General features: G+C 71.3%; 19 protein-coding genes and 1 pseudogene. 7 read left to right on the forward strand and 13 right to left on the reverse strand.

What is annotated here, in order from left to right:
- Positions 1 to 16 precede the first annotated feature (16 nt).
- On the reverse strand, positions 17 to 3196 hold the full coding sequence (locus ODJ79_RS22400) for a penicillin acylase family protein (RefSeq protein WP_263025495.1): 3180 nt from the start codon (positions 3194 to 3196) through the stop codon (positions 17 to 19).
- A gap of 215 nt (positions 3197 to 3411) precedes the next feature.
- The gene (locus ODJ79_RS22405) at positions 3412 to 4371 is read right to left on the reverse strand and encodes a zinc-dependent alcohol dehydrogenase (protein ID WP_263025496.1); all 960 of its coding nucleotides are present in this window, start codon (positions 4369 to 4371) and stop codon (positions 3412 to 3414) included.
- 130 nt (positions 4372 to 4501) lie between these two features.
- Between ODJ79_RS22405 and ODJ79_RS22410 the strand changes: the two genes are divergently transcribed.
- Both ODJ79_RS22410 and ODJ79_RS22415 read left to right on the forward strand, forming a co-directional pair.
- Complete coding sequence (locus tag ODJ79_RS22410; RefSeq protein WP_263025497.1) at positions 4502 to 5578, forward strand: acyltransferase family protein; 1077 nt, start codon at positions 4502 to 4504, stop codon at positions 5576 to 5578.
- A gap of 168 nt (positions 5579 to 5746) precedes the next feature.
- Positions 5747 to 7048, forward strand: a complete 1302-nt coding sequence (locus ODJ79_RS22415) for an isocitrate lyase/phosphoenolpyruvate mutase family protein (RefSeq protein WP_263025498.1) — start codon at positions 5747 to 5749, stop codon at positions 7046 to 7048.
- Here ODJ79_RS22415 and ODJ79_RS22420 read toward each other — a convergent pair.
- A complete protein-coding gene (locus ODJ79_RS22420; protein ID WP_263025499.1) occupies positions 6978 to 9038 on the reverse strand; it encodes an MMPL family transporter in 2061 nt (686 codons plus the stop codon). The two genes, ODJ79_RS22415 and ODJ79_RS22420, sit on opposite strands and share 71 nt — an antisense overlap.
- A gap of 52 nt (positions 9039 to 9090) precedes the next feature.
- Between ODJ79_RS22420 and ODJ79_RS22425 the strand changes: the two genes are divergently transcribed.
- Complete coding sequence (locus tag ODJ79_RS22425; protein WP_263025500.1) at positions 9091 to 9573, forward strand: MarR family winged helix-turn-helix transcriptional regulator; 483 nt, start codon at positions 9091 to 9093, stop codon at positions 9571 to 9573.
- Here ODJ79_RS22425 and ODJ79_RS22430 read toward each other — a convergent pair whose 3' ends face one another.
- The 4 genes and pseudogenes from ODJ79_RS22430 to ODJ79_RS22445 all read right to left on the reverse strand — a co-directional run bounded on the left by ODJ79_RS22430 (position 9574) and on the right by ODJ79_RS22445 (position 15089).
- Entirely contained in the window at positions 9574 to 10818 is a 1245-nt protein-coding gene (locus ODJ79_RS22430) for an MFS transporter (protein ID WP_263025633.1), read from the reverse strand.
- A 121-nt stretch (positions 10819 to 10939) separates the two neighbouring features.
- Positions 10940 to 13063 (reverse strand): phosphocholine-specific phospholipase C, encoded by a 2124-nt coding sequence (locus ODJ79_RS22435; protein WP_263025501.1) that lies wholly within the window; start codon positions 13061 to 13063, stop codon positions 10940 to 10942.
- Positions 13064 to 13195: 132 nt separating this feature from the next.
- A pseudogene (locus tag ODJ79_RS22440) lies at positions 13196 to 13573 on the reverse strand (DUF2199 domain-containing protein); the annotation flags it as partial.
- 64 nt (positions 13574 to 13637) lie between these two features.
- A complete protein-coding gene (locus ODJ79_RS22445; protein ID WP_263025502.1) occupies positions 13638 to 15089 on the reverse strand; it encodes an MFS transporter in 1452 nt (483 codons plus the stop codon).
- A 175-nt stretch (positions 15090 to 15264) separates the two neighbouring features.
- Between ODJ79_RS22445 and ODJ79_RS22450 the strand changes: the two genes are divergently transcribed.
- Complete coding sequence (locus ODJ79_RS22450; protein WP_263025634.1) at positions 15265 to 15807, forward strand: TetR/AcrR family transcriptional regulator; 543 nt, start codon at positions 15265 to 15267, stop codon at positions 15805 to 15807.
- 25 nt (positions 15808 to 15832) lie between these two features.
- On the opposite strand, the gene ODJ79_RS22455 is transcribed toward ODJ79_RS22450, so the two are convergent.
- From ODJ79_RS22455 to ODJ79_RS22465, 3 genes are all read right to left on the reverse strand, one after another.
- Positions 15833 to 16657 (reverse strand): intradiol ring-cleavage dioxygenase, encoded by an 825-nt coding sequence (locus ODJ79_RS22455; RefSeq protein ID WP_263025503.1) that lies wholly within the window; start codon positions 16655 to 16657, stop codon positions 15833 to 15835.
- An 88-nt stretch (positions 16658 to 16745) separates the two neighbouring features.
- Entirely contained in the window at positions 16746 to 17081 is a 336-nt protein-coding gene (locus tag ODJ79_RS22460; RefSeq protein WP_263025504.1) for an ArsR/SmtB family transcription factor, read from the reverse strand.
- On the reverse strand, positions 17068 to 17502 hold the full coding sequence (locus ODJ79_RS22465) for an SRPBCC family protein (RefSeq protein WP_263025505.1): 435 nt from the start codon (positions 17500 to 17502) through the stop codon (positions 17068 to 17070). Before ODJ79_RS22465 ends, ODJ79_RS22460 begins: the two co-directional genes overlap by 14 nt.
- 113 nt (positions 17503 to 17615) lie before the next feature.
- Between ODJ79_RS22465 and ODJ79_RS22470 the strand changes: the two genes are divergently transcribed.
- Both ODJ79_RS22470 and ODJ79_RS22475 read left to right on the forward strand, forming a co-directional pair.
- Positions 17616 to 18428: an SAM-dependent methyltransferase gene (locus ODJ79_RS22470; RefSeq protein ID WP_263025506.1), complete on the forward strand. Its 813-nt coding sequence runs from the start codon at positions 17616 to 17618 to the stop codon at positions 18426 to 18428.
- Positions 18429 to 18450: 22 nt separating this feature from the next.
- Entirely contained in the window at positions 18451 to 19398 is a 948-nt protein-coding gene (locus tag ODJ79_RS22475) for a LysR family transcriptional regulator (protein WP_263025507.1), read from the forward strand.
- A gap of 90 nt (positions 19399 to 19488) precedes the next feature.
- Here ODJ79_RS22475 and ODJ79_RS22480 read toward each other — a convergent pair whose 3' ends face one another.
- Both ODJ79_RS22480 and ODJ79_RS22485 read right to left on the reverse strand, forming a co-directional pair.
- The gene (locus ODJ79_RS22480; protein WP_263025508.1) at positions 19489 to 19926 is read right to left on the reverse strand and encodes a hypothetical protein; all 438 of its coding nucleotides are present in this window, start codon (positions 19924 to 19926) and stop codon (positions 19489 to 19491) included.
- Between the two features lie 63 nt (positions 19927 to 19989).
- On the reverse strand, positions 19990 to 20820 hold the full coding sequence (locus ODJ79_RS22485) for an AraC family transcriptional regulator (protein WP_411267358.1): 831 nt from the start codon (positions 20818 to 20820) through the stop codon (positions 19990 to 19992).
- Between ODJ79_RS22485 and ODJ79_RS22490 the strand changes: the two genes are divergently transcribed.
- Entirely contained in the window at positions 20819 to 21232 is a 414-nt protein-coding gene (locus ODJ79_RS22490; protein WP_263025510.1) for a DUF2000 domain-containing protein, read from the forward strand. The two genes, ODJ79_RS22485 and ODJ79_RS22490, sit on opposite strands and share 2 nt — an antisense overlap.
- Here the strand turns inward: ODJ79_RS22490 and ODJ79_RS22495 are convergent.
- Positions 21219 to 22472 carry a vWA domain-containing protein gene (locus ODJ79_RS22495; RefSeq protein WP_263025511.1) on the reverse strand — a complete coding sequence of 418 codons (1254 nt, stop codon included), beginning with the start codon at positions 22470 to 22472 and terminating at the stop codon, positions 21219 to 21221. The two genes, ODJ79_RS22490 and ODJ79_RS22495, sit on opposite strands and share 14 nt — an antisense overlap.
- Positions 22473 to 22477 lie beyond the last annotated feature (5 nt).

Here is a 22477-nt window from a genome sequence, read left to right on the forward strand (position 1 = left end):
CAGAACGACCTGCGGGCTAGTGCGAGTACGCCTCCAGCTCGTAGATGGAGAACCCGTACGACGTCGCCCGGGTCTGACCGGTCAGGCGCAGATATCGAGCGTTCACCGCCGGGAAGGTGACCGTGTCGAGGCCACCGTTGCCCCCGGTTACCGCGGCGGCCTGGGTCCAGGTCGTACCGTCGGTGGAGGTTTCGATCCGGTACGCGGTGGCGTAGGCGTCCTCCCAGCGCACGATCACCCGGGCGACCGGTGCGGTGGCGCCGAGGTCGACCCGGATCCACTGGTTGTCGGCCCATGAGCTGGCCCACCGGGTCGATAAGCTCCCGTCCACCGCGGCCGAGGCCGGGTGTCCGCTCTGCGTGCTGGACGCGGTGGCCGCCTTGGCCGCGGTCAGGTTGGAGATGTCGTCGCCGCGCTTGGCCGGGAACGACACCACCTGCTGGTAGGTCGGCCGGTTCTGCCAGGCGATCAGATCGTGCGCGACGCCGCCCAGCGGCGACTGGAGGATCGCGTCCGCGCACCACTGGTCCCCGGCCGAGCAGTTGGTGTCGCCCGGGTACGTGGTGCTCGCCGGCTCGGCGAGCGCCGCGGTCAAACTGGTCAGCAGCGCGCTGCGGCACGTGCCGACCACGCCGCCGCCGCAGTACCTGGTCGACCAGCCGGGCACGCTGTCGCCGAGGGTGGCCCGCAGGTCCTTGTCGACGTAGCCCCACCAGCCGTACTGGAACGACGAGCCCTTGTGCGCCTGGGACTCGTTCGCGCTGGTCGGCAGCGATGACACCGGGCCGGTCTGCCCGCCGGACGGCGACTCGTTGATCTGGATGGCGTTCACCAGCGACTGGAACAGATCGGCACCGAGCCCGGACTGGAAAGCGGCCTGCACGAGCCTCGGCCACCAGGCGTCGAAGATGCGGACGGCGTCGGCGTTCGCGTACGTCTTGCTGCCGGCCGCCGTCTCCTGCCGGTGCGCTCCGGCCGCCAGCCAGGTGCGCAGTTTCGCGATCGCGTCCGCCTGCGCCGTGTCGGTCACGGTGGCCGTGTCGATCACCCGGAGCAGAACCGGCAGCACGTCGGTGCCGCGCAGGTCGGTGGTGGCCGCCGACTCGACCACCTTCAGCAGCGACGCCCGGTCGTACTTCGTGCCGGCCGCGATGCCCGCCTTGAGCGGCTTGTCGAGCAGGTCGCCGCGGTGCACCGAACCGAAACTGAAGTTGCCGTCGGCCGCGCCGAAATCGGCCGCCTGCTTGTTGTTCCAGCTGACGAAGTAGTCCTGGTTCGCCGCCTGCGGGTGGCCCGAGGCCGGGACGTACGAGGCGGTGTTGGTGGCCGGGTTCCAGCCCTGCCACTCGTACGCCTGCTCGCCCTTGGTCGGCAGGTTCGGATCGGCGCCGCTCGCCCGGACCGGTTCGGCGCCCGAGGTGAACATCGCCGAGTCGGTCGAGTTGACGTAGAACCAGTTGAACGCGAACGAGATGTTCGAGGCGGAGTTCATGAAGGCCGCCGGGGTGCCCATCTGGTCGGGTTCGTTGAACATCTGGAAACCGATCGCCGAGTCGGCCTCGTGCCGGTACGTCGAGCGCAGGCTGGTGAACGCGGTCGGCGCGCCGCCGACCAGGCCCCGCCAGGTGACCAGGCCGTACTTGGTGCGCTGCATGGTCAGCCGATACGAGCCGGCCGCGGTGGAGTCGGCGGTCGTCGGCTTCCACGAGTTGGTCTGGCTCAGCGCCTCCATCGCCGTGCACGTGCCGTGATAGACGTAACCGGTCGAGGACAGGGTGGCCGCGCTGCCGTCGGTGTTGCAGAGCTTCACCGCGTACGTGTCGGTGATGTCCTGGATCGCGGAGGTGGCGCTCCACGCGTAGTCCGGACCGCGCCCGATCAGCGTGTACAGGTTGAGACCGCTGAAGGCGATGCCCCGGCTGCTGATCCCCGGGCCCTCCAGCTCCTGCGCCATGAGCAGTTGTGGCGCGAAGTAGCCGGTCTGCGGGCCGAACACGGCGACCGGATGGCCGGTGGCCGAGTTCGCGGCCGAGACGACGGCCGCGTTCGACATGCCGCGTTGCGCGCTGTCGATGGTGAGCGTGCCCAGCGAGTCGGCGATCGCGCTCGTCCCGCTCGTCGCGCTCGCCGCCGATCCGGTCTGATCGAACACGATCGGTTCCGGGCTCGCGGTCCCGGCGTCCGGCATCGCCACGCCGGCCGCGTTCGGATCGCCCGACCCGTACGGGAAGCTCTGTCCATTGTGCAGGGTCAGGACGGTCTCCGGGTCGTTCTGCTCGCGGAACTGCTGCCAGACCTGGTCGCCGACGGTGGTGCCGTACTTGGCCCGCGCGGCGATCCGGACCAGGGCCGACTGCATCTCGGTGCCGCCGCCCCCGCCGAACAGGCCACCGATCACGCCGCCGATCGCGATCAGATCGGTCATGGTGAAGTTGACCGGTCCGCCGGCGTTCGTGACCGCGTCGAGGTGACCGGTCAGCACGTACTCACCCGGGCAGTTCCGGCCGGCCATGCAGACGGCGATGTACTTGTTGATCCCGGCGATGTACTCCTGCACGTCGGCGTAGAGCTGGGCGCCGCGCGTGCCCGACGCCTTCAGCGCGTCGATCTGCGCCTGCAGGTCCGCCTCGGTGTACGGCGAGTTGCGCCAGACGCTCTGCTCGAGCGCCCGGTTGCCCTCGGCCCCGCCGGCGAAACTGGTCAGGTTGCCGCGGGCGACGTGCCGCATCAGGTCCATCAGGAACAGCCGGTCCTGAGCGCCGGCGTATCCGGCGCCGTACATCACGCCCGCCCGGGTCGTACCGGTGATGTGCGGAATGCCGTACTTCTTGTCCCGGACGATCGTGACGTCGCTGCGCGGCGACGTGGTGCTCTCGACGTCGGCCGAGGCCACGCCGTACGAGCTGTCGTTGAAGAACGAGTTGATCTGATCGCCGGTGAGCCCGGTGTAGTTGTAGGTCAGGTTCGCGTACGGCGCGAGCTGATCGTCGGAGTGGGCCGGCTTCGTGCCGAACGCCTGCGAGGCCAGGATCTGCACGAGCGTGGCGTTGCCGTTCTGGCCGGGCGGCAGGATGTCGGAGCACTGGCCCAGGCAGTAGTCGTTGGTGGCATACGCCGCCTGGGCTTCGGTGGTGGGCGCGACCGCCAGCGCGGTCGTGAGGACGGTTGCCGCGAGGGCGGCGAGGCTTCGGCGCATGGGCGTTCCCTTGGGAGGACATGAACGCGAAACAATTTCATAGATGTTAAAACGTCGATGCCTCGCTTAGCTACCGGTGCGTAGCTTTGTTTTGCCAACCGATCAAGAACGCAACATTTGCGGTACGAACCCAGAGCAAAGTCCGCGGCGCAGCGGACGGCCTGACGGCAACAACAGCCCCGACCCCGGCGCCGGGCAGGCCCGGCCGGCAGGTGTCAGGGGTGGACGACGACCTTGAGGCCCTCGCGCGCCGCCGCCGTGGTCATCGCCGTCGCGACCTGGTCGAGCGGAAAAGCGGCCGACACCAGCGCGGCCAGATCGACCCGCTTCTGCCGGGCCAGTTCGATCGCACGCGGATAGACCTCACCCATCCGGCGGGAGAGCACCAGCGTGAGCCCTTTCCGGCGCGCGATCGAGGCCGGAAACGTCGTGCGATCACCGTCCGGGATACCGACCAGCACAACCCGGGCGCCCGGCTTCGCGGCCCGCAGCGCGGTCTCGACCGCCCCGTCCGAGCCGGAGACCTCGAAGACCAGATCGGCCTCGACAGCCTCGATCGGTTCCGCCCCGTGCCGGACCGCCGCCGCCATCCGGTGCGGCAGCGGATCGGCGGCGAACACCCGGGTCGCCCCGGCGATCCAGGCAAGCTGGACGAGCATCAGCCCGATCGGTCCACAACCGACCACCGCGACGGTCGCGCCGAGGCGCTGGTGGGCGTGATCGTAGGCGTGCAACGCGACCCCGAGCGGCTCGAGCAGCGCGCCGTCGTCGTCGGAGATGGTGTCCGGGATCGGGTGCAACCGGTGGCTGGGCCACGCCATGAGCTGCCGCAGGCCACCATCGCAGCCGCCGTGCCCGGCGAAGATGATGGACAGGCAGAGGTTCGGATCCCCCTCGAGGCAGGGCTCGCACCGCAGGCACGGGATCGCCGGATCGATCGCGACCCGGGTCCCGTCCCGCTCGCCGCCACGGATCACGCCGGCCATCTCATGGCCGAGCACGAGCGGCCGCGACACGACGGCGTCGCCGATCCCGCCCTCGGTGAACCAGTGCAGATCGGACCCGCACAACCCGACACTGGTCACCTCGACCAGCGACTCGCCGGCCGCCGGGACGGGGTCGCCCTCGGTCGTGAGCCGCACATCCCCAGCGCCGTGAAGTCGAGCCACCAGCATGCCGTGAACGGTAACACCGCAGGTCGGAGTCCTCGCGCAGATTCGCGCCCGCTGATCGGCGGCGGACCCGGGCGCGGCCCGGCCGGGCGGACCATTGCGCCGCCCCGGCACGCCCGTCGATGATCACGGCGTGACCCGTCTCGCCCACGTCGACATGCTGCGGGTCGCCCTCACCATGGGCGTGATCGCCACCCACGCCGCCATCACCTACGGCGCCCCGGGGTCGTGGTTCTATCACGAGGGCGCTCTCCCCGACGGTGTGCGCATCGCCGTGACGATTCCGATCGCCTTCGGCGCGTTGTTCGGCATGGGCGCGTTCTTCTTCGTCGCCGGCGCCTTCCTACCCGGTTCGCTGGCCCGCAAGGGCGCACGCCGATTCATCGCCGACCGGGCTCTCCGGCTGGGTCTCCCGCTGCTGGTCTTCGTGCTGGTCGTGGTCCCGATCGTGGTGTGGACCGTGCACGCGGTCGCCGGCCCGCCCCGTTCCTTCGGCGGCGTCGTGTCCGATCAGGTGCGCGAACTCGACCCGGGCCCGCTCTGGTTCGTCTGGGTCCTGCTGGTGTTCAGTACGGTCGTCGCCCTGATACCTCTCCCGCCGGTCACCCCGCGTCCGTTGCGCCCTCGCCCGCTGATCGCCTGTGCGGCGTTCATCGCCGTGGCCAGCTTCCTGTTCCGGCTGCCGTTCCCCATCGACAGCTACCAGATCGGGGCCGCTCACATCTGGCAGTGGGGGCAGTGCGTCGGCCTGTTCGCGCTGGGCATCGTCGCCGGCCGCGAAGGCTGGCTCCCGTCGATCCCGCCCGCGATCCGCCGCGCCTGCGCCTGGCTGGCCATGATCGGCTTCCTCGGCGTCGTGGCGTTTCTGATCGTTCTCGGCGACCACACCGATCCGGCCGGCGGCGGCCCGCATTGGCAGTCCGCCGTGGTAGCCCTGCTGGAGGGTCTGATCAGCGTGACCGCCACGATCGTCGTGGTCGACCTGTTCCGACCGGTCCGCCCCCGCCGGACCACGAACGCTCTGATCCGCTCCGCCTACGGCGCCTACCTCCTGCAAACGCCGGTGCTGGTCGGCCTCGCGCTCGCTCTCCGCCCGCTCCCGTTGCCCACCACCGCAAAGCTGCTGATCGTCGTGCCGGCGGCGATCGCGGGCAGCTTCGCCCTCGCGCTGCTACTTCTCCGCATCCGCCCGGTCGCCCGAATCCTCTGACTCCACGGCCGAACGAAGCCGTGCCCACCGCACGGGCCGACCCCGATCTCGGCGGCCAGATCCGACTCGCCATCTGAAGGCGACCGGTCGAAGGGGGTTTCGCAGTGCACTCCCGGCCATGATCGGCGGACAATGCCCACCACGACCACGGCAGAGGGAGGCCCCGTCATGACCGGCGCGGACGAACTGCGGGCACTGTTCCGAGCGAACCACGTCACCCACGTCCCCGGCATCTATGACCCGGTCACCGCGGCGCTCGCGGTGCAGGCCGGCCACCGCATCGCGCATCTGTCCGGCGCGGCGGTCTCGGCGCTCATGCTGGGCCGTCCCGACCTGGACTTCGTCCACGCCACGCAGATCGCCGACCGGGCGACCACCCTGGTCCCGGCGCTGAACGGGGTGCCGCTGATCGCCGACGCCGACACCGGCTACGGCAATCCGCTGGACGCGGTCTGGACCGGTCACGCGTACGTCCGTGCCGGGATCTCCGGCCTGCACCTGGAGGATCAGGTCGCCCCCGAGCACCGCGGGCGCCTGGCCGGCAAGGAGGTCGTCGACGCCGCCCTGGCGACCGCCAAGATCAAGGCGCTGGCCACCGAGGTGCCGGAGCTCGCGCTGATCGCCCGGACCGACGCGTACGCCGTGGCCGGCCTGCCCGAGGTGATCGCCCGGTGCCGCGCCTTCGCGGCGGCCGGCGCCGACGCGGTCCTTCCCGAAGGCGTCGACGATCCGAAGGAGCTGGCTGACCTGCACGCGGCGATCCCCGATGTGCCGATCGTGCTCCACCGATCGGAAGCGGCCGCCGGCCGTCCCGACGCCACCGACGCGGAGCTCGCCGCGGTCGGCGTGCGCATGGTGCTGCACCCGGTCGCCGCGCTGCTCGCCGCCCTGCGCGCCGCGTCGCAGGTCTACCGGCAGCTCGCCGAGACCGGTAGTGCCGAGCCGGTCGACCGGATGCCGTGGGCCGCGTTCACCACGCTGGTCGGCCGGCCGGAGGCGCTCGGCCCGGACGACCGCTACCGCCAGGCGGCCGACTACACCGGGCCGAGCACGGAGATCGGGTACCTGCCCGGCCGGGGCAGCGGCTCCGCCTCGTCCGGATCCGGCGGCTACCCCGCGGACGGCTACCTCTCGCGCGGCAACTTCCACGGCTACACCCCGCCCGGCCCGAGCGGCGGCCAGGCCCCGCCCGGTCACCACCACACGGCAGCGCCGCCCGGTCACCACCACGCGGCAGCACCGCCCGGTCACCACCACGCGGCAGCGCCGCCCGGTCACCACCACCCGGCAGCGCCGCCCGGTCACCACCACCCGGCAGCGCCGCCGCCCGGTCACCGCCACGCGGCGCCGCCGCCCAGTCACCACCACGCGGCGCCGCCGCCCGGTGCGAACACCGGCTTCACGCCGCCCCGCCAGAGCAGCGGCGACCAAGCCGACGACCGCTACGCCTTCGGGAGGCTGCAGACGTGACCCGCATCGTGGTGGCCGCCGCCGGACGGGCCGGCCACCAGAATCGGTCACCGAGCTTGAGGGCGAGCGCCGGGACGACCACCGTACGCACGAGCAACGTGTCGACGAGGACCCCGACGCCGACGACCACGCCGATCTGGGTGAGCACCACGACCGGAAGCACGCCGAGCACCGCGAAGACCGCGGCCAGCAGGATTCCGGCCGAGGTGATCACGCCGCCGGTCGCGGCGAGGGCGCGCAGGACACCCTCGTCCCGGGCCTGGGTGATCAGGAAGATGTTGTAGTCGACGCCGAGTGCCACCAGGAACAGGAAGCTCAGCAGCGGCACGTTCGCGTCGAGCGGGCCGTCCAGCAGCAGCGCCGCCGCGCCGAGGCTGGCCGCGAAGCTCGCGACCACCGTGCTCAGCAGCAGGACCGGGGCGACGAGCGATCGGAGCAACGCGATCAGGACCACCAGCACAACCGCCAGGATCAGCGGGATCACCACGCGCACGTCCCGCCGGTTCGCCACGCGCTTGTCCAGCTCGGTCGCCGGCTCCCCGCCGACCAGCACCTCCCGATCGTTGCGGATCCTTTCCACGGTACGGTCGGCCGCAGGCGTGCCGGGGGCATCGGTCAGCTGAACGCCGAACTGAACCAGGCTCCCGTCACTGGACCGTTCCGGGGGCAGCACGCCGGCGACCCCGGTCGTCATGCGCAGCTCGGCGGCCACCCTCTCGGCCCGCGCCGCGTCGGTGACCACGATGGCGGGCTGGGCGGCACCGGCCGGGAAGTGCCGGGCGAGCGTCTCCTGGGCGACGATCGACGGGACCCGCGACCGGAACTGCTCGCTCTGGTCCAGCCCGACATCGATGGTGAGCAGGCCGGCCGAGAAGACGGCGAGGACGCCGAGGCCCATCGCCAGCACCGTGCCCGGGCGCCGGCCGACACCTCGCGCGACCCGCGCCCAGAATCCGGTCGCGGTCGGGTCTGCGCTGCCCACCCGCGGCACCTTCGGCCAGAAGACGCCGCGCGGCAGGGCGACGATCGCCGCGGGCAGCACGAACAGGCCGAACAGCAGGGCGACCAGCACGCCGGCCGCGGCTGCCACGCCGAGCGTGCGGTTCGCGGTGACCTGCGCGGCGAGCAGCGTGAGCAGAGCGAGCAGCACGGTACCGGCGCTGGCGGTGATCGCCGGGGCGGCCGCCCGCCAGGCCCGGCGCATCGCCGCGGCCCGGCGCATCGCCTCAGCCCGGCGCGTCGCCTCGGCCGGGGATGAGTCGCGCCGCAACTCCTCGCGATAGCGGGAGATGAGCAGCAGCGCGTAGTCGGTGCCGGCGCCGAAGACGAGCACCGAGACGATGCCGGCCACCGAGGCGTCGGTCCGCTCCCCCACCAGCTGGGCGATCCACGGCAGCAGTTTCGCGGTCACCTGGTCGGCGAGACCGATCACGAGCAGGGGAACGATCCAGAGGATCGGACTGCGATAGGTGACCAGCAGCAGGATCGCTACCACCGCGGCGGTGGCGATCAGCAGCGTGAAGTCGGCGCCGTCGAAGGCGGCCGAGATGTCCCGCCCGACCGCGGCGCCGCCGGTGACCTGGACCTGCGGCACCGCCGATCGGATCCGGTCGATCGTGGCGTGTTCGGCGTCATCGGTCAGGCCCGGCCGCAACTGGACGACGACGATCGCGGCCTGACCGTCCGGCGCGGCGACCGGGCGGGCGACCGCGTCGACGCCGGGAACGGTTCTGAGGGTCTCCGCCGCCCCGGTCAGGACCGCGACAGCGTCGCTGCCCTCCTTGACCAGGACCGCGCTGTTGGATCGGCCACTCGCGAAGCGATCGCGCAGTTCGGTGACCGCCGTCGACTGGGCGCCGGCGGGCAGGCCGTCGGCGGGTTTCTTGGCCGGCTGTGCCGGGGAGAACGCGAAGACCAAACCGGCGAACAGGACGGTCATCAGCAGGACTACGACGACCCCGAGCCGGGTGGTCAGCAGTCGGGCAAGCATGGCATTCCCCAATGTTTCGACGAGCGAATTATTCGACCGTGGAAACGATAGAATGAGCGGCGTGCCGACGCAACCGGACCGCGAGACGGTCATGGACGACCTGATCGACGCGCTGCGCCGCTTCACGGTCGAGAGCGACGTCTTCGTGGACGTGTTCGCCCGCGCGCACGGCCTCGGCCGCAGCGATCTGAATGCGATCATGTGGATCAGCACCGGCACCTCGACCGGCGACCCGATCACGGTCGGCGAGCTGGCCCAGCGGCTGCGGCTGAGCCCCGCGGCCGCGACGGCGCTGGTCGACCGGCTCGAGGCGGTCGGGCACGTGCGGCGCACCCGCGATCCGCAGGACCGCCGCCGCGTGACGGTGCGGATGAGCGAGACCGCCATGACCGTGGCCTCGGCGTTCTTCGTGCCGCTGGGCCGGCGGATGCACGACGCCGCGACGGAGTTCAGCGACGAGGAGTTGGCCCGGACCGCCGAGATCGTCCGCCGCTTGACGAACACGGTGACCGACGCGAGCCGCGACCGCGCCTGATCAGCCGCCCACGTGCGGGCGCATCGCCGGGATGGCGACGATCAGTGTGCAGGCACACAGGGCCGCGGCGCTCACGCCCAGCGACCAGTGCACCCCGACCACCGCGCCGAACAGGCCGACCGTGATGCCGCTGCCGAAGCGCAGACCGTTGGCCGCCACGCCGTACACGCCGATCACCTTGCCCCGGTCGCCCGGCGGCGCCAGCAGCTGCACGACCGTCTGACCGATCGACATCGACGCCAGATTGGCCACCCCGCCGATCACCAGCAGCAGCACGGCGATCGGAAACGAACCCGCCACCGCGAACAGAAGCGTGCTCACCCCGTACACCAGGGTGCTCAGGACGGCGGCGCCGACGGTTGCCCGAATCCATCCGGTGGCCTCCAGCACGAGGCCGCCCAGAACCCCACCGGCGCCGTTGGCGAAAAGCAGGATGCCGTACGCCGTTCCCGCGCTGCCCAGGTCCTGCGCGAAAATGGGCATCGACGACTGCATCGACGCGCCGACGAAGAACGATCCGAGGCCGCCGAGCACAATCATGCTGACCAGCGTGCGATTGCTGCGTATCGCGCGCAGGACGCGCAACGAGCCGAGCACGCCGACCCGTTCGTGCTGCACCACGCCACCGTCCCGGGTGTGACCGGTGAAACGCGTACGAAAAAGGAAAAGCATGAGCGGCAGGTAGAACAGCACGTTCGCGAAGATGCCGGCGGACGGCCCGAGCCCGAGCAGCAACGCCGACCCGACCACCGGGCCGAACAGCACGCCCAGGCTGCGGAAGGTGGCGTTCAGGCGGACCGCGCTGGGCAGTTCCTCGTCGCCGACGAAATCGTGCAGCATCAGCTGTTCGCCCGGCCCCCACAGCGAGCCCGCGAGGCCGTGCAGAACGAGCAGGACGCACGCCTCCCACATCCGCAGCGTGCCGGTCACGAACAGCACGCCCCACAGCACCGAGACGAGCATGAACAGCGCCTGCGCCGCCTGGATGACCCGACGGCAGTCGAACCGATCGGCGAGCCCGCCGAAGTACACCGAGAACAGCAGGAACGGCACCCAGTGGCTGATCACCTCGAACCCGGCGAGGGCCGGCGAATGGAATTTCTGCCACAGCTGCCAATAGGTGATGACGTGCTCGATGTTGTCGGCCATCATCGCCAGCGCCGCGCCGAACAGATAGGGGCGGCAATCCGGATTGCGCAGGGCGGCGAACCGCCGGGGCGCGGCGGGCGCCCCGGCGCCGGTCAGGCCTCCCCCTCGCGCGGGCCCGGCGGCACGCCCGCCTCTCCGGCGGCCCGGACGAAGACATCACTCGGCACGTCTCCCACCGTATAGACCCACGGGCCGGCGGCCGCACGCCAGGTGATCGTCAGCCCGAGATGCTGGGCTTTCCGGTCTCCAGGTGGCCGACCAGCCGCTGCGACCACCCGGCGTCGCGATCGGCGGTGACCGTCACGTCGTACCAGCCGTGGCTCTGCTCGATCGGATCCGCGCTCCAGGTGCGGGCGCTGTGCGGGGCGACCCGTACGGTCTGCGGCCGCCCGGTGATGTAGTGGTTGTGCGCGACGGTGAAGGTCACCGGCGCGGCCGAGTCGTTGTGCAGCGTCAGCCGCAGCTTCGGCGTCCCGGCCGGGCGGCCCTCGTAGTAGGACGCGGCCACCCGCAGGTCCCGGCCGGCGCTCGCGGTGTCCCCGGCGAAGCGGCGCAGGAACCGGTTGGGCCCGATCACGGTCAGGTCGTAGGCGGTCCCGTTCAGCGGCCCGTCGCCGGTGGCGGTCCGCCGGGCTCCGACCGTGTACTGACCGGGGAACGCGGCCGGGTAGTCGGCCGGCGCCGGGAGCCCGGCGAGGTTGTCGTAGACCGCGAAGTGACTGGCCTTGCTCACGAACGGGGCGTCGTTGCTGAACGCCAGCCGGGCGGTCGAGCCGGTGAACCCGATCAGGTTCGCGTTCGGCTGGTACGGCAGTGGACGCGACCGCTTCGTCCCGCCCTCCTGGACGGGCATCGCGTTGTCGCCGGGCAGTGGGTCGTACTCGACCTCGGGGACCAGGGCCCCGGTCCGCGGAAGCGGAGGCATGCCGTAGACCGGCGCCGAGAAGTCGAAGGCGGCCGTCAGGTCGCCGCAGACCCGGCGCCGCCAGGTGCTGATGTTCGGGCTGATCGCCGGCCGGCCGAACGCCGCGGTCCACTTCTCCAGGAATTGGATCACCGAGGTGTGATCGGAGACCTCCGAGGTCACCCAGCCGCCGCGCGTCCAGGGCGAAATCAGCAGCAGCGGTACGCGGAAGCCGAGCCCGACCGGGACCGGCGCGGTGATCCCGTACGCGTCGAGGGTGCCGGCCACGAACTCGTCCGGTTCCCCGGGGGCGGGCGCCGGCGGCGGAACGTGGTCGAACTGCCCATCGTTCTCGTCGTAGTTGAGAATGACCAGCGTCGAGTCGAACACCTCGGTATCGGCGTTGAGGGCCTCGAGCAGGCCGCGCAGGAAGTACGCGCCGTTGCTCGGAGCGGTGACCGGGTGCTCGGAGAAGAACTGGTTGTTCACGACCCAGCTCACCCGCGGCAGGTTGCCGGCGAGCACGTCGGATCGGATCGCGTTGTTGATGTTGTCGGCATTGCCGGCGAGACCGGTGACCGGTTCCGGCACGTTCCGCACGCCGTTGTCGTAGTAGACGTTTCCGGGCGCGGCCGTCCCGCCCTGGGCCGGGTCGAGCCTCGCGAACGTGTCGAAGTATTCGAGCCCGTTGTCGCCGTAGTCGTCCTCGCACTGGTAGACCCGCCAGGTGACGCCGGCCGCCTGCAGCTGCTCGGCGTACGACCTCCAGGGCAGGAACCTGCCCAGCTCGTCGCCGCCGGAGTAGGCGATGAAGTCGCCGTGCTTCTGATCGGCATTGATCGTGCCGCTCCACAGATAGGTCCGGTTCGGACCGGTCGCGCTCAGCACCGAGCAGTGGTAGGCGTCGCCGATCGTGTACGCGTCGGCCAGCGCATAGTGGAACGGCAGGTCCCGCCGATCGAGGTAGCCCAGCGTGGTCGGCCCGCCCTTGGCCGCGTACCACCCGTTCATCAGCCCGCCGTACCAGGCGCCGTGCTGGTCGGCCCACCCGTGGCTGGTCCCGCCGTAGTTCGCGGCGCCGAGCTCCGGGCTGGGCGGCGCCTCGCCGCCCCACTCCTCGGCGCCGCTGAGCCGCCACGGATACTGCGTCGCCTCGCCGGCCGGCTGCTCCCAGACGGTCTTCCCGCCGGGCAGCTGGATGGTCGACCGATCGCCGAAGCCGCGGACGCCGCGAAGCGACCCGAAATAGTGGTCGAAGCTCCGGTTCTCCTGCATGACGACCACGACGTGTTTGATGTCGCGCAGGTCGCCGTGGCAGCCGGGCTTTCGCGGCGCGGCCTCGGCGGCGCCGGAGCCCGCGACGGCGCCGGACAACGACGCGGTGACGGCCGCGGCGGCCGCCGTGCCGAGAAACTCTCTACGGGACAGTTCGGACATGACTTGTCACCCCCGGGAAGGCGGAACAGTGCCTCCCGACGCTGGGCCCGCCACCTGGCCCGAGCGCGACAACCAAACAAAGGCGACATGCCGTTTGCCCGACGCGGCGGCATCGCCGCCGCGTTCGGCCGACTACCGCGTCATCCGGTCGGCGATCTCGTGCACGCGGTGCACGGTGATGCCGGTGCGCTGCTCCACCGCCAGCGGGTGGTCGGTCGGTTCCAGCACGACGTGCGGGCGGGTGCCCACCACATCGGTGTGCACTTCGGACTTCAGCCGCAGCGTGCTCTCCGAATAGGCGGGCAGCGTCGTGGAGAGCCAGCCGAAGTAGGCCGGCTCGCTCTCGCGCCCCTCGGTCGTCCAGAGGTCGAGCAGACGGCCGAAGTTGGCCCGGCTCAGCGAGACCCAGACGCCCCACACGAAGTCCTCGTCGGCGTCGGTCACCGGGATGACCAGGCGGGCGCGGACGAAGAAATGCTCGGCCCGGATCACACAGATCTCGTCCTCGAGGACGGGTCGCTCGTTCGGCGTCGGCCGCGCTCAGGTGCGCCGGATGAGCCACGTGGCCACGACGTCACTCCTCCGGCAGAGCGGCGTCGGCCGTGCTCGCGTGCACCGGGATGAACATCGCGAGCAGCGCGGCCATGACCGCGGACGCCGCGCAGATCACGAACAGCAGTTGGTACGCGCCCAGCGACGGCAGCGCGTGCCCGGCCAGGTCGATCGTCTTCGCGGCCAGGATGGCGCCGCCGATCGCGCTGGCCAGGCTGCTGCCGACGCTGCGGAACAGGGCGTTCAGACCGTTGGCGGCGGCCAGTTCGGAGCGTGGCGCGGCATGGATGATCAGGCCGGGCATGGCGGCGTACGCGATGCCGGTGCCCGCGCCCGCGATGGTCGCGCCCAGGATGACCTGGAAGAGGCTGCCGGTGAGCCAGATGCGGCCGGCGAAGCCGACCGCGATGATCAGCGAGCCGATGATGAGCGCGGTGCGCGGCCGGAGCTTCGCCGACAGCGGGCTGAGCAGCAGCATCGCGATGCCGCCCGGCAGCATGCACAGGCCGCCGACCAGAATGGACTTGCCGAAGCCGTAGCCGGTGACCGCCGGGGCCTGCACGTAGGTGGCGGTGCCGATCAGCGTGGCGAACAGGGCGAAGCCGACGCACAGCGACGCGAGGTTGGTGAGCAGCAGGGACGGACGGGCGGTGGTGCGCACGTCGACCAGCGGCGACTTGATCCGCAGCTCGACCAGGATGAAGACGATCAGCAGGACGGCCGCGAGCGCGAGCAGCCCGAGCGTCTTCGGATCGGTCCAGCCCCACGAGTCGCCCTGGGCCAGCGGGAGCAGCAACGCGAGCATCGCACCGCCGAGCAGAGCCGTGCCGATCAGGTCCATCCGGCCCGTCGCGGTGCGGATCGGCTCGGGCACGAGCAGCACGATGCCGGGGATGGCGAGCAGGCCGCCGGCCACGCAGACCCAGAACAGCGTGTGGTAGTCGGCGTACTGGGCGATCACGCCGGCCAGCGGCAGGCCGAGCGCGCCGCCGACGCCGAGCATAGCGCTGATCAGGGCGATGCCGGCGCCCGCGTGCTCCTTGGGAAGGGTGACGCCGATCAGGCTGATGCTCAGCGGGACGGTGGCGACGGAGAGGCCGACCACCGAACGACCGACGATCATCCAGGTGAGGTCGTCGGAGAGCGCGCAGATCAGCGAGCCGACGACCAGCGCGGCGAGCGCCACCAGCACCATCCGGCGGGTGCCGTACAGGTCGCCGAGCCGGCCGAAGGCGGGCACCGCGACCGCGCCGACCAGCAGGGTCGAGGTGAGCAGCCAGGCGACGCCGTCGCCGCCGGTGTGCAGGTCGACGGCGAGCTCGCCGAGCACCGGAACCAGCAGCGACTGGGTGAGCGAGACCATCAGCGCGCCGACGCCGATGACCAGCAGGATCACGACCTGGCGGCCGGTCCAGGTCTTCTTCTCCCCCGCCGCGCCCTCGGCGGGCGCGGCCAGATCAACGGCTTGCGACATCGGGCTCCCTCTCTTGGTGGCAGAATGTGCCACGAGGCAGAGGGTGCCACAAGAAAGTTGCGCATTGGGCATCGGAGAGACGCGCTGAGACCGGGGTCACATACGATGGCCCGGAGCCGGAGGGAGAGGGCCGATCACCGGGCTGAGGGACCGCAAGCGGGAGCGCAGTCGCGTACTGACCGCGGAGACGGCGTGGCGGTTGTTCATCGAGCGGGGGTACGACAACGTGACCGTCGCCGACATCTGCGCGGCCGCCGAGATCGCGCCGCGGACCTTCCACCGCTATTTCACCGGCAAGGACGACGTGATCGCCGAGCCGGTGCGGTACATGACCAGCCTGGTCGCCCGGCAGATCGCCGCCGCGCCGCCCGAGATGTCCGACTCGGCGGCGCTCCGGAAGGCGATCCACGAGCTGGGCATCTTCGTGATCGACCACCGGGACTGGCTCGGCGCCCTGCGTGCGGTGATCCGGCAGTCGCCGCATCTGAGCGCCACCCATCAGGGGGTGCCGCCCGAACGCGAGCTGGAACTGAGCCGGCAACTGGCCGCACGCCGCGGGGAAGCCGAGCCCGACTGGCGGCTGCGCCTGCTGGTGGCCTGCTCGGTGGCCGCCTTCCGGATCTGGCACGACGACTACCTGCGTGGCATGACGGCCGACCCACTGACCAGGTTGGACGAGATGGTGACGGCGGCGTCCCGCCCGGACCGGGACGATTGATCCGGGCGGGACGACCGGGGAAAGATCACGCGGACGGGCGCCCGCCGCCCGACTCGGTCTTCGTCGGGTCGACGGTGATCGCGAGCGACGCCACGTACCCCGCCGAGACGCTGCCGGTGACCGTGGCCATCTCGCGCGCCGCCAGATCGTCGCCGAACACCATGTCCGAGGCCAGCGTGATCCGGTTCAGGTTGGTCACGCTTTGCGAGTACCCGGTGGCCGACGCGTACACCGTTTTGGAAATGGCTTCGGGGAGCGCGATCTGCGACGTCTTGCGGATCGGACCGGCCCCGCTGGTGGCGTTGGCCAGCGACGAGTACACCTCGAAGTGGATGTGCGGCCACCGGCCGGAGTAGCAGGCCGGGTAGATGCTGGTGAAGCTCACCGTGCCGGTGGAGTCGGTGACCTGGATGCCGCGCAGGTAGTTCTCGTTGGTGACCCCGGACGAGTACAGCGAGTACCGCCCGGCCCGGTCGCAGTGCCAGGCGTAGACCGCGGCACCGGCCAGCGGCGCGCAGCTCAGGTTCGAGACCGTCAGCCTGAACTGCAACGGCACGCCGGGCGCCACGGTGGTCGAGGTGCCGAACGACGGGCGGATGTCGCTGCGCACGATGCCGCTGAGCACCCGGACGTCCGGGCCGTTGGAGCCGTCGGCCGGGAACGGACCGGCCGTCTCCGACTCCACCTCGGTGGCGCACGCGGCGGCCGCGGCCTCGGCCCCGCCGGCGAGCAGCCCACTGCCGCCGGCCACGGCCAGCGCGCCCGCGCCGCCGAGCAGCCCGAGCAGGCGCCGCCGGTCGAACAGGAACCCCTTGTCGTGGACCTCCCGGACGTACTCTTCGTTGTTCATGGGTCTGTTTCCTCCTGCCGTTGGTCGGAAGAAGGCAGGAGAACATTGAAGTCTATGAATACACTGTGGTTGACCTAATCGAAGCTTATCAATGCGTGCCGAGATGGTCGCGCAGCGCGGCGAGCGGACCGTCCCAGTCCCGGGCCAGCGCGGCCAGGAACTGCTGGGCGACCTTCATCGGGCCGGAGTCGAGCCGGTAGCGCACCCGCCGCCGCTCCCCCGGCTCGGCCACCACCAGGCCCGCCTCGGCCAGCAGACCGAGGTGCTTGGCGATGGCCTGCCGGGTGATCGGCAGACGGCCGGCCAGGTCGGTCGCCGTCGCCGGGCCGCCCGACGCGAGCGCGGCCAGGATCTGCCGGCGCGTCGGATCGGCCAGGGCGGCGAAGACCTCCTGGGCCGTCGCCTCGAGGTCAGGAAAGGCCATCGAGGTACGCGGCCAGCTCGCCCAGCTCGCTCGTCCAGCCGTCACTGTTGCTGCCGAACGCCTTGGCGTGCGCGTCCTCGGGCAGTTGTGCGAATCCGCTCTCCACGACGGTGAGGGTAGTGCCCGCGCCGGTCGGCTCGAGCGTGAACTCCACGTATGTCCGGCGCGGGTCGTCGGCGGGCAGGCCGCTGATGTTCCAGGTGTAGCCGAACACGCGCGGCGGCTCGAGCAGCTCGACCGTGAAGGTGGCCTTGTCGCCGCTGGTCCAGGTCATCGTGGCCTGGCCGCCGAGGCGCAGGTCGATCGTCGCCTCGTTGCCGAACCAGGTGCCGAGGCCCTCGGCGGTGGTGAGCGCCGCCCACACCCGCTCGGGCGGGTGGGGCAGCTCCAGCTTGCGCTCGATCCGGTCGGGAAATGCCATGACATGTCTCCTTCTATAGCAACCACTTGGTTGCTACTCAAGCTATAGCAACCGCACGGTTGCGTCAAGAAGGGGGTGCACACCTGGATGGCTTCCACAATAGAATCGCGATCATGACCATCGGGGAGACCGGCATCGACGCGACGGTGGCGCACCCCGCGCGCCGCTACAACTACTGGCTGGGCGGCAAGGACAACTTCGCGGCCGACCGCGCCTCCGGCGACGAGATCGAGAAGAAGTTCCCCGGCATGCGGGCCGGCGTGCGCGCCAACCGGGACGTCCTCGGCCGGATGGTCCAGTTCCTGGCCACCGACGCCGGGATCCGCCAGTTCCTCGACATCGGCACCGGCCTGCCCACCGCCGACAACACCCACGAGGTCGCCCAGCGGATCACCCCGGACAGCCGCGTGGTCTACGTCGACAACGACCCGATGGTGATGGTGCACGCCCAGGCGCTGCTGACCAGTGCTCCCGGGGGTCGCACCACCTACATCGAGGCCGACCTGCGCGACCCGGCCACGATCCTGGCCTCCCCCGAACTGCGCGAGACGCTCGACCTCGGCGAGCCGGTGGCCCTGATGCTCGTGGCGATCCTGCACTTCATCCCCGGCGAGGGGGCCGCGCAGCCGCTCGTACGGAAATTGCTCGACGCCCTTCCCTCCGGCAGCTATCTCGCCGCGACGCATTTCACGACGGACTACCTGCCGGCCGAGGAGCGTGAGCGGTACGCCGGCATGCTCGCGGCCGGGCGCAGCGACGTCTGGCCGCGGGACCGCAACGAGTTCGAGGCCCTGTTCGAGGGGCTCGAGCTGGCGGCGCCCGGGGTCGCGCTGGCCACCGAGTGGCGGCCGAGCGGCGCCGCGAGCACCGACGGCGTGGACGCGAGCCGGATCAGCATGCTGGCCGCCGTCGGCCGCAAACCGTAGTTCCGCGCGGCAGACTCGACACATGACCCCCACGCAGCTCCGCGCCTACTCGGCCGTCGTCCGGCTGGGGTCGGTGAAGCTGGCCGCGGCCGAGCTCGGGGTCTCCGAGTCGGCGATCTCGCTGCACATCGGACAGCTGCGCAAGGAGCTCGGCGACCAGCTGTTCACCCGGGCCGCGGTCGGGCTGGCGTTCACCCCCGGCGGCCTGCGGCTGGCCAGCCGGGCCGCCGAGATGCTGGGCCTGCAGGACATCACGGTGCTGGAGGTCAGCTCGGCCGGCAAGGGCCGCCGGCTGCTGCGGGTCGGCGCGTCCGCGCTGTTCGCCGAGCACGCCGCGCCCGGCCTGATCGAGTTGTTCGCGGGCCGCGCCGACGATCTCGACGTGGAGCTCAGCGTGCGCAGCCCGTCGGCGTTCGAGGCGCTGCTGATGACCAGGAGTGTCGACATCGCGATCGGTCCGCGGCCGGCCGCCGATGCGAGCCTCGTGTGCCGGCCGGTCATGAACTTCCGGGTGGTCGTCGTGACCGGTCCGGATCACCCGCTTGCGGGGGTACGCGCGTCGGCCGCCCAGCTGCGCGATCAGACCTGGCTGCTCGGCCCGTCGGCGGTGGCCGATCTGGGTTCGATCCCGGCGATGCTGCGGCGGCTGGCCGTACCCGAGGGACACCAGCAGATCTTCCAGAGTCACGCGGCGGCGCTCGAGGAGGCGAAACGGGGCAAGGGCGTGGCGCCGGCGCTGTCGTTCACGGTCGCGCCCGAGGTCAGAAGCGGTCACCTGGTGCAGTTGCCCGGACCGTACGCGAGCCTGGAGACGATGTGGCACTCGATGACGCTGCCCGATCCGCCGACCGCCGCGGCCGAGCTCGCGCGCTTCGCGGCGACACCGCGGGCGATCCAGGCGATGATGCGCGGCGCCGGGGTCAACGTCGGTCATTTCCGGCCGTCGGTGCACGTCACGCTCTGGAGCTGAGGATCCCCGGCCCGATCCGACCGCGGCGGCTTCGTGTCCCGGCTTGGTGTCCCGGTCCGATCGCCGTGACCGATCGGACCGGGGCACCGGTCAGCCGGCCGGCGTCAGGGCCGCGGCGAGTTGCTCGGCGTTCTTCTTGTCGATGCGCGGGAACGTCAGCGACACACCTTCCCCGCCGTCGAACGCCAGCCGCAGCACGCTGATCGTGCCGAACTTGGCCTCGGCCAGCGACACCTGATCGCGGGCGAGCGCGCCGATCACGGTCCGGCCCGGCCCGCCCATGAAGGTCTGGTTCAAGAAGATCACCCGGCGGTCGGTGACCACCACGAACTGTTTGCCGCCGGCCGAGGCCACCGCGACGCCGGCCGCACCCGCGGTGACCGCGACGGCGCTGTTCCTGGCGAGGGTGCCGATCCGGCTCGCGCCGAACTTGCCGACCAGCGCGCGCGCCGCGACGAGCGGCCGCTCACCCTCCGGCAGGGACGCGGCGACGATCCCGAACGCGCGCGTCTGAAGCTTTTCCTGCATCGACTCTCCGTCTCCCCGATATCGACCGGCGTACGTCAGGCCGGGCCGGTAGAGAGTAGACGATCAACGGGCCGGCGCGAAGCCCGTCGGGCTGACACCCAGGATGCGACGGAAATGACGGATCAGGTGGGGCTGGTCGTAGAAGCCGCTCTCGGTAGCGACCGCGGCGAGCGGGCGGCCGGCCAGGATCAGATGGCGGGCTGTGTCGACCCGGCGGGAGATCAGGTACTGGTGCGGCGACATGCCGAACTCGGCCCGGAACGAGCGCACCAGGTAGGCCGGGTGGAAATGCAGAAGGCCCGCGGCCTCCCGCAACGAGATGCCCGGGACGACGCGTTGCTCCAGGAGATCGCGGAGCTTGCGGGCGGGCGTACGGTCGACCCGCCCGGTGATCTCGGGATGCCCGAGCCGGTCCCGCAGCCGCTCGGTGATCTCGGCCAGGTGACTCTCGGCCGCCAGTTCCTCGCCCGGCTGTCCGATCAGCTCGTGCAGCGTGGAAATCATCGTCCGGAGCCGCCGGTCGGGGAAGTCGGACCGGTCGACCGAGGCGCCGATCAGCCGGGGCGGGAGTTGTTCCGGCGACAGATACAGCACCCGCTTGCGGAACGGGTGCGACGACGATCCGTTGTGCGGCACGTGTGGCGGCAACAGCGTGACCACCTCGCCGAACGAACCGCGCTCGTGCCGGTCGAGGTCGTATCGGACCGCGCCCGAGTCGACGATCAGGAGCGTCCACGTGTCGTGCGCGTGCATCGGGTAGGCGTGCCCGGTGAAGTGGGCGCTGAGCACCTCGACCACGCCGTCCAGTCGTGGCCGCCACGCCGCGAACTGGGCGCCCGACACGTCAAAATCGTACAAGAACGATCGGGACCGGTCCGCGCACGATCGGTCCATGGAACGCTTCGACACCAAGATCGCCGTCCTGCTGCGGGACGACCTGCTGACCTGGCAACGCTTGAACGTGACCGCTTTCCTGGTCAGCGGGCTGGGCACCACCGTCGGCGAGGTGATCGGCGCGCCGTACCGGGACGCCGACGACGTGCCGTACCTGCCGATGTTCCGCCAGCCGGTGCTGGTCTTCGAGGCCGGCAAGGAGGTGCTCCGGGCCGCCCACGAGCGGGCGGTCGGCCGCGCGCTGCCGACCGCGGTCTTCACGTCGGATCTGTTCGCGACCGGGAACGACCGGGACAACCGCGCCGCGGTCCGGGCGGTCGGCGCGGCCGGCCTCGACCTGGTCGGCCTGGCCGTGTACGGCCCGCGCAACGTCGTCGACAAGGTCGTGAAGGGCGCGGTCATGCACCCCTGAGGGAGGTTCCTCGTGGTCCGACCGCGCTTGCCGGATCGCCCACGCGGTGCACGACCTCGATCAGGTCGGCGAAGGTCGCCGCCGGGAGCAGGGCATCGCAGAACGGCGCGGCCGCGGCCATCGCCGCCACATCGGGCCGAAAGCCAGGCGCGCCGGCGCGCGGATTCAACCACATGATCGCGTACGCCCGGCGGCGCAGCCGGCGCATCGCCATCGTCATCCGCTCGGCGGGCTCGCTGTCCCACCCGTCCGAGGCGACGACGGCGATCGCGCCCCGCAGCGCGTTGCCGTGGTGCGAGTCGAGCAGGGCGGTCAGGTTCGAGGCGATCCGGGTCCCGCCGAACCGATCGCCGACGGCCGTGGTTGCCTGCTCGATCGCCGCGCGGGCCGAGCTCTGCCGCAGCGCCGGGGTGAGCCGGGTCAGCGTGGTGGCGAAGGCGAACACCTCCGCCTCACCAACGGTCGCGAATGCCCTCATCAGCTGCAGATAGGCCGCCGCCTGCGGCCGCATCGACTCGCTCACGTCGCACAGCATCACCACCCGCCGAGGCCGCCGCACCGGCCGCTCGCGAACGATAGTGACCGCCTCCCACCCGGTCCGCCGCGCCCCCGCGATCGTGGGCCGCAACGCGACCCGCCGGCCGGCCGGATCGGCCGCATGCCGCCGCGACCGCCGGGTGGGCCACCGGGTAAGCGCTTGTTTCAACGCCTCCCCGAGCAGCGCGGTCTGCCCGGCGTCCAGTTCCTCGAACGGCCGCTCGGCCAGCGCGGCCAGGCCACTGGCCCGCAGCTCCGGCAGCCGAAGTTGATCCTGTCCGCTCTCGGTCTCGTCGACGGCACCGGCGGCCGGCAACGTCGCCCACGGCAGCCCGCCGCCGTGCACGGTCGACCGATCGCCGCCGCCCCGAACCGGGACGTTCGCCTCGCCCTGCCGCGCCGCGCGCTCGGCCGCGCGGGTCAACGGCAACGGCGGGGTGTCATCGAACACGGCCGAGAACACCCGGTCGAACGGGATCAGGTCCTCCTGCCGCCGCAGCAGGGCGATCCGCGCCGTCCAGTAGAGCGTCTCCCGCGAGGTCGGCGGGCTGACCCCGAGCGCCCGCACGAAGTCGTCCGTTTCGGTCAGCCCCGCACCGACGCCGGCCGATCGCAACCGCTCGACGAACGCCACGACGAACGCGGCCCGATCGGCACCGCGCAGAAGCAACGGTGCCGGCGCACCGCCCCGCTCAACGGTCATGACTC

It is taken from the genome of Actinoplanes sp. KI2, assembly GCF_025630775.1.
GTDB lineage: Bacteria > Actinomycetota > Actinomycetes > Mycobacteriales > Micromonosporaceae > Actinoplanes.

Bases quoted from the DNA above. Each gene is read 5' to 3' on its own strand.
- ODJ79_RS22400 (WP_263025495.1), bottom strand. From the start codon at position 3,196: ATGCGCCGAAGCCTCGCCGCCCTCGCGGCAACCGTCCTCACGACCGCG.
- ODJ79_RS22405 (WP_263025496.1), bottom strand. From the start codon at position 4,371: ATGCTGGTGGCTCGACTTCACGGCGCTGGGGATGTGCGGCTCACGACC.
- ODJ79_RS22415 (WP_263025498.1), top strand. From the start codon at position 5,747: ATGACCGGCGCGGACGAACTGCGGGCACTGTTCCGAGCGAACCACGTC.
- ODJ79_RS22420 (WP_263025499.1), bottom strand. From the start codon at position 9,038: ATGCTTGCCCGACTGCTGACCACCCGGCTCGGGGTCGTCGTAGTCCTG.
- ODJ79_RS22425 (WP_263025500.1), top strand. From the start codon at position 9,091: ATGAGCGGCGTGCCGACGCAACCGGACCGCGAGACGGTCATGGACGAC.
- ODJ79_RS22435 (WP_263025501.1), bottom strand. From the start codon at position 13,063: ATGTCCGAACTGTCCCGTAGAGAGTTTCTCGGCACGGCGGCCGCCGCG.
- ODJ79_RS22445 (WP_263025502.1), bottom strand. From the start codon at position 15,089: ATGTCGCAAGCCGTTGATCTGGCCGCGCCCGCCGAGGGCGCGGCGGGG.
- ODJ79_RS22455 (WP_263025503.1), bottom strand. From the start codon at position 16,657: ATGAACAACGAAGAGTACGTCCGGGAGGTCCACGACAAGGGGTTCCTG.
- ODJ79_RS22460 (WP_263025504.1), bottom strand. From the start codon at position 17,081: ATGGCCTTTCCTGACCTCGAGGCGACGGCCCAGGAGGTCTTCGCCGCC.
- ODJ79_RS22465 (WP_263025505.1), bottom strand. From the start codon at position 17,502: ATGGCATTTCCCGACCGGATCGAGCGCAAGCTGGAGCTGCCCCACCCG.
- ODJ79_RS22470 (WP_263025506.1), top strand. From the start codon at position 17,616: ATGACCATCGGGGAGACCGGCATCGACGCGACGGTGGCGCACCCCGCG.
- ODJ79_RS22475 (WP_263025507.1), top strand. From the start codon at position 18,451: ATGACCCCCACGCAGCTCCGCGCCTACTCGGCCGTCGTCCGGCTGGGG.
- ODJ79_RS22480 (WP_263025508.1), bottom strand. From the start codon at position 19,926: ATGCAGGAAAAGCTTCAGACGCGCGCGTTCGGGATCGTCGCCGCGTCC.
- ODJ79_RS22490 (WP_263025510.1), top strand. From the start codon at position 20,819: ATGGAACGCTTCGACACCAAGATCGCCGTCCTGCTGCGGGACGACCTG.
- ODJ79_RS22485 (WP_411267358.1), bottom strand. From the start codon at position 20,820: ATGGACCGATCGTGCGCGGACCGGTCCCGATCGTTCTTGTACGATTTT.
- ODJ79_RS22495 (WP_263025511.1), bottom strand. From the start codon at position 22,472: ATGACCGTTGAGCGGGGCGGTGCGCCGGCACCGTTGCTTCTGCGCGGT.